Source organism: Bifidobacterium sp. N4G05, from assembly GCF_002742445.1.
Lineage (GTDB): Bacteria > Actinomycetota > Actinomycetes > Actinomycetales > Bifidobacteriaceae > Bifidobacterium > Bifidobacterium hominis.
The window spans coordinates 1-5303 of record NZ_NJNQ01000012.1 but is presented as its reverse complement, the minus strand read 5'-3'; the positions used below and the strand labels follow the sequence as shown (position 1 = coordinate 5303).

The window sequence follows — 5303 nt, the reverse complement described above, 5'->3', positions numbered from 1 at the left end:
CGGCCGATCCTTGTGGTTGGCCGTTGTATTGGTTTTGCGGTGGTCATGGCCCAGGTGAGACGCCCGGTCCCTTTCCGAACCCGGAAGCTAAGGCCTGGCTGCGGCGATGGTACTGCACTCGAGAGGGTGTGGGAGAGTAGCGCGCCGCCGCATTCTACTTGAGGGGGTTCCCGTCGAGCGTCACGCTCCGGGAACCCCCGTTTTTTTTTTTATCCGCTCGCGTTTTGGTCTGCGGGTTTACGGGCCTTCCCGGCGGGAGGATTCCTCCACCGGGTGGACGGAACGGGACGCGGGGAGGCTAGCTGGCGGGCGTTTTCCACCACCCGCTGGAAGAATCCGGACTACTGCTTATCCAACCAAGCATGCAATTTCAGATGATTGAGTGCGGTGTTGGGGTCATATGTGTCATCTAAACGTCCCTGATACATCGCTATCAATTCGTTGCGGCGTCCTAGTGCTTCCAAAGCGGCCTCTCGAATCGTCTCCCACTCGTAGGGCACTACCTCTTCGGGGAACATCATCGTGACCTGATTAGGTTTGTCTCGCAATACCAGATCGACAAAATTGAGCAGATCCTGCCAACGCTCGGCAGCAATCAGACGTGCCGCATACGCATCGGCGAGCGGTTCGGAAGTATGGTTGTCACGCAGGAAACGATCAGCCTCATCAACATCACCACTAATTCGCAGCAAGTCATGCCGCAAAAACTGCACGGCATGATCGAACTGATTCTGCGCGGCCTGCGCAATCTCCTTTTCCGAAAGCAAAGCAGGATCAAGCATCGCAAGATTATTCAAATCTTCGGCAGACAAAGCATCCGCATCTTCAAACAAACTCGAATCGTTTTTCACTTGCGCAACAGACTGCGAATCAGTTTGCATGTCGCGGCTGTCAGAATCATCGGCCGAGTTTGACAACGTCAAAGCAGACGAGGCGAAATCACTCATCGTGGCAATGCCCTTATTCAACGCGTCGTAAGCGAACATGCGCGTATCATCCCACTGAGCGAACGATAATCCGCACGAGAGTAGTTCAACCATTTGCATGGCGTTGAGTCGAAAATCCTCATTGCAAGCCACTTGCGTGATGATATTCAGCGCCTGCTCGCCGGTCATGGGATCTGCATTGCATGCCACCGCATCCATGTACACACGCACGGTCTGAATCAGATCCTTCAAATAGTCGAAACCCTCATTATCACGGTCGGCCACATTGCCAACGAAACGAGCCGTCATTTCCACGGCCTTGGCGAGATTGCCGACAGCATCCAGCCAGCGTGTGCTTACGATGGCATTGCCGACCACCGCGTCCACGCCGGAAAGCGCCTGCGAATCAAGATGGAACGTTGGCATGTCAATTCTTGGAATTTCCACACCGGTATCGGTGCGTTCGGCTGTGGGCACCATGGCGGCGATGGAATCGAAATACCACTGCATGGGCATGCTGATTACCATGTCCGCGTCGGAAAGCTGTGCTACGGGCACATTATTGCGGTTTTCGGCGTCTTCTTGACTAGCTTCACGGATCATATGGTTCCATAGGAACGTGGGACCGTCGAATTCGCCGGAATGCAGCCAACCATTGTTGATGTACTCGGTGAGATCTTCGACTTCCTGCAGACGATTGATCTTACCGTGTTCGTTGCTCATTGCATGCCTTTCCTCAAAACGTGGATTGCATGTGCCGTGTTGGCGATGACGCTTCGCGGAACAAGACATATCCTTATTCAGCCTATATCATGCTGCCGTTGTTGCGCATGTTTTTTGCTCTTTTCACGGCGAAAAGCCGATGATTTTGAATAGTCGCTTGAATGCTGTTGCATTTCTTTTTTGTTTGAGCGAAAAGAATATGCCGAAATACTGTGTGAAACGATGTGTGAAACATGATTTGGAATGAGCGGCATGGCCGTACGGCAGCGCCCGGTAGAATGGCAGTGTTGCCGCAACAGGGCGGCTTTCCATCGAAGAAAAAGGGAATGATATGAAGGTCGCAAGCGGTAATGCTCTGTGGAGTCAGCGCAAGCGTAATTGGTGTCGTACGCCGTTCACGTTTACCGTGTACACGCTCACCGATCAGGAGATGAGCATCAAAACCGGCATTCTTAACGAGAAATTCAATCTCATCAAACTGTTTCGCATTGTGGATATTAGTGTGGAACGCACTTTCCTGCAGCGACTGTTCGGCCTGAGCACGCTGGTGCTTGATACGCGCGATCAGTCTTCCGGCAACGGCGTCGTGGTGCTGAAGAACGTGGTGCGTGGTTTTGAGGTTCGTCGGGTGATGCAGGAGGCCGTGGACGCATCCCGTAAGGAGAATGGCATGTCCGCACGTGAATTTCTTGGCGGCCCGGGCGGTCCAGGACCTGAAGGGACGGGTATGGGATTCGAAGCGCCTGATATGGGCGATTTCGGAGATGCGAGGTAGTTTCCGGCGTGTAGGAGCTTCGTTGTAACGCACATGAAAAGGCGTTTGGTCTGAGCTGGAAACACCAGCCCAGACCAAACGCCTTTTGTTTTCTGGAGAGTACCGCCGCGGCGGTATGGGAATCGTTATATGGCCGATAGGGTGGTCATGCAACGACCTATGGGTTGGTCAGTACTTGTTGGCGCCGCTGCCGACGAAGTTGACCTCGAAACCGCGGTGGTAGTGCAGGAACATGTCGGCGCCGTAGCGGTCGACAGGACGGTGGGTGAAGAGCATGCGGATGGCGAAGGCCGTCTGCACGTCTTCCGGCAGATTCATGAATTCCTTATGCGCATCCCAATACGGGTTCATGGTGATGGCCGCATCTGGCACGTAGGCGTAGCCGTAGCCGTCTTCGTTCACATAGCCCATGAACGGCAGACCCCATGCGTTGTGAGAGGTGAGGGCGGCCTTGAAGTCTTCGACCTGGGCGAGTGTCTCGTCGCTGATGCCAAGGCTCTTGGCCACCTTGTTGGCGGCTGCGGTCTTGGCGGCTGCGTCCTGGCCGAACATGTTCAGATCAACGGTGATGACGGTCTTTTCATCTGCCATGATGAGTTCCTTTCCTGCGATGTGTTCACATCACGTTATGAACATTGTTGGTGTTCGATTTAATGTTCGTTTAGATAAGCAAACGAACATCATTTCTTGAAGTCTGTTTCATGTTGTTGATGGATGCTTGCTGTATCCGTGACTAACGATAGCATGCATTTTTGGCTATGAAATCGCAGAAAATAGGCTTTTTGCAACTTGAAATGCTGGAAATCGTTGGCATTGCAATGATTGTAGGCTCTGAAAAATACATCGCAAAAAGTAACATTGAGCGTGTTCTTTTTGTTCTGCACAATCCTGTTATTTTTCTGTTCAAACGAACATTCACATATCTCTGTGGAGATGGTTTCCATGAATGAAAGCCATATTCCGTATGTAAAAAAAGGGGATTGTTCTGTCGGTTTCCTCAAGGTGCCTAACGCACAATAAAGTGCCGTCTTCCGCAAGCGGGGCAAATCGTCTAGGGTGATGAAACGATGAATGTGTGGAAGTGAGCGTGACGATGGGCCAAAAAGAACGCAGAATATGGATGATCCGCTATTTGCTGGCGGAACGAGGAATTGACGTACAGTCTGAACAATGCGAAATACCTGCCGGTGAACGGGAACAATGCGATCTGCCGCGCGCGTTGGTGAATGTGCGAGAACCCGAACCGATTGACGAAACCTTCCTGAGCGTGGAAAGCGCGTATCTTCAAGAACGATTGCGAGAGATCAACGTTACCGATTCAGCGGGAATTTCCGTTCAACTCATTGCGCCAAGGCTGGGGGAGCGTAATTCCGGAATTGCGGTATGGCAAGGCGACATCACCACATTGCAATGCGATGCGATCGTGAACGCGGCGAATTCGGGCATGACCGGCTGTTGTGTGCCGAACCATCATTGCATCGACAATGCGATCCATACGGTCGCAGGTATGCGATTGCGATTGGAATGCGCGCGCATTATGCGAAGCAAAGGGCGGCCGGAGCCAATTGGCGCGGTGACGATCACGCCGGGTTACGAATTGCCAAGCCGATACGTGCTGCACACCGTCGGACCTGCCATATAGACGGCCGATCCCATACCGACTGAACAGGATCGCAGCCAATTGGAATCCTGCTATCTCTCATGTTTGGAAGTCGCTACGGAACATAGTTTGGAAACATTGGCGTTCTGCTCGATTTCCACGGGCGTATTCCGTTTTCCAATCGAAGAAGCGGCCAATATCGCAGTGCGCACTGTCTACGACTTCCTAAACAACCATGAAACCAGCGTAAAGAAAGTTATTTTTGATGTTTTTAACGAACGGGATGCGGAAATTTACAAGAAAATCGTCGAACGATATGCGCAATCAATCTGATCAATCGAATCAACTCATTCAACTTTCGAAAGCGCTTGACGAAGCCGATCATGTGATGGTCGGAGCTGGATCAGGACTCTCCACCGCAGCCGGATATACGTATGGCGGCAAACGTTTCCAGCAGCTATTCGGTGACTTTGCTGCCCAATACGGCATCGAAGACATGTATCCCGGTGGTTTCTACCCGTTTGAGAACTTCGAAGAATATTGGGCATGGTGGGGTCGGCATATTTATTCAACCGTTATGTGCCGCCCGCGAAACCAACGTATGAACGCTTGCTGCAATTACTTGCAAACAAGGATTATTTCGTGCTAACCACCAATGTGGACCATTGCTTTCAGAGGGCCGGATTCAACCATGAGCGACTGTTTTACACGCAAGGCGATTATGGATTATGGCAGTGCTCATTGCCGTGCCACAATGCCACGTACGACAATGAGGCAATGGTGCGTCGCATGGTGGACGAACAGAATGACATGCGCGTGCCGGCGGAATTGGTACCGAATTGCCTGAAGTGCGGGAGTCCAATGAGCATGAATCTGCGTGCCGACGCCACTTTTGTGGAAGATGAGGGTTGGCATGAGGCCGCCAGTCAATTCGATAGATATATGCGTGCGATTTTTTCGGAAGATAGTGATGCGATATTTCCTTTTTCTGAGAAAGAAAATGACCATCCAGAAGGAAACGATTCTGATTCTCTGAGTAAATCAGTTTCACATAGTGAAACTAAAACTAGTGGTACCAATCGTGTGCTGTTGCTGGAATTGGGTGTGGGGATGAATACTCCCGGAATTATCAAAATCCCGTTCTGGCAGCGAAATACGCGAATGTGACATACGCATGCGTGAATTACGGCGAAGCGGCGGTTCCCGCTGCGATCGCGCACCGTTCGATCTGCCTGAATGCGGACATCGACGATGTGCTGTGCTGCCTTTTGGGAAACCG

General features: G+C 51.7%; 5 protein-coding genes, 1 rRNA gene and 1 pseudogene. 5 read left to right on the top strand and 2 right to left on the bottom strand.

Going from position 1 to position 5303, the window contains the following annotated elements:
• Positions 1–35: 35 nt before the first annotated feature.
• Positions 36–153 (top strand): 5S ribosomal RNA (gene rrf, locus CE153_RS08745).
• 188 nt (positions 154–341) lie between these two features.
• Here the strand turns inward: rrf and CE153_RS08740 are convergent.
• Positions 342–1649: a DUF6880 family protein gene (locus CE153_RS08740; protein ID WP_099595903.1), complete on the bottom strand. Its 1308-nt coding sequence runs from the start codon at positions 1647–1649 to the stop codon at positions 342–344.
• A gap of 331 nt (positions 1650–1980) precedes the next feature.
• On the opposite strand from CE153_RS08740, the gene CE153_RS08735 reads away from it, so the two are divergent.
• Positions 1981–2424, top strand: a complete 444-nt coding sequence (locus CE153_RS08735; RefSeq protein WP_099595902.1) for a PH domain-containing protein — start codon at positions 1981–1983, stop codon at positions 2422–2424.
• Positions 2425–2592: 168 nt separating this feature from the next.
• On the opposite strand, the gene CE153_RS08730 is transcribed toward CE153_RS08735, so the two are convergent.
• On the bottom strand, positions 2593–3015 hold the full coding sequence (locus CE153_RS08730; protein WP_099595901.1) for a glycerophosphodiester phosphodiesterase: 423 nt from the start codon (positions 3013–3015) through the stop codon (positions 2593–2595).
• 167 nt (positions 3016–3182) lie between these two features.
• On the opposite strand from CE153_RS08730, the gene CE153_RS08725 reads away from it, so the two are divergent.
• The 3 genes and pseudogenes from CE153_RS08725 (at position 3183) to CE153_RS08915 (ending at position 5191) form a co-directional block, all read left to right on the top strand.
• Complete coding sequence (locus CE153_RS08725) at positions 3183–3374, top strand: hypothetical protein (RefSeq protein WP_099595900.1); 192 nt, start codon at positions 3183–3185, stop codon at positions 3372–3374.
• A gap of 143 nt (positions 3375–3517) precedes the next feature.
• Positions 3518–4357 (top strand): annotated as a pseudogene (locus CE153_RS09125) (protein-ADP-ribose hydrolase).
• A 213-nt stretch (positions 4358–4570) separates the two neighbouring features.
• A complete protein-coding gene (locus CE153_RS08915) occupies positions 4571–5191 on the top strand; it encodes a hypothetical protein (protein WP_180753473.1) in 621 nt (206 codons plus the stop codon).
• The last annotated feature ends 112 nt before the right edge of the window (positions 5192–5303 follow it).

What these genes read in the sequence shown, in the direction of transcription:
- CE153_RS08740 (WP_099595903.1), bottom strand. Translation starts at nt 1,649, where the DNA reads ATGAGCAACGAACACGGTAAGATCAATCGTCTGCAGGAAGTCGAAGAT.
- CE153_RS08735 (WP_099595902.1), top strand. Translation starts at nt 1,981, where the DNA reads ATGAAGGTCGCAAGCGGTAATGCTCTGTGGAGTCAGCGCAAGCGTAAT.
- CE153_RS08730 (WP_099595901.1), bottom strand. Translation starts at nt 3,015, where the DNA reads ATGGCAGATGAAAAGACCGTCATCACCGTTGATCTGAACATGTTCGGC.
- CE153_RS08725 (WP_099595900.1), top strand. Translation starts at nt 3,183, where the DNA reads ATGAAATCGCAGAAAATAGGCTTTTTGCAACTTGAAATGCTGGAAATC.
- CE153_RS08915 (WP_180753473.1), top strand. Translation starts at nt 4,571, where the DNA reads ATGGTGGGGTCGGCATATTTATTCAACCGTTATGTGCCGCCCGCGAAA.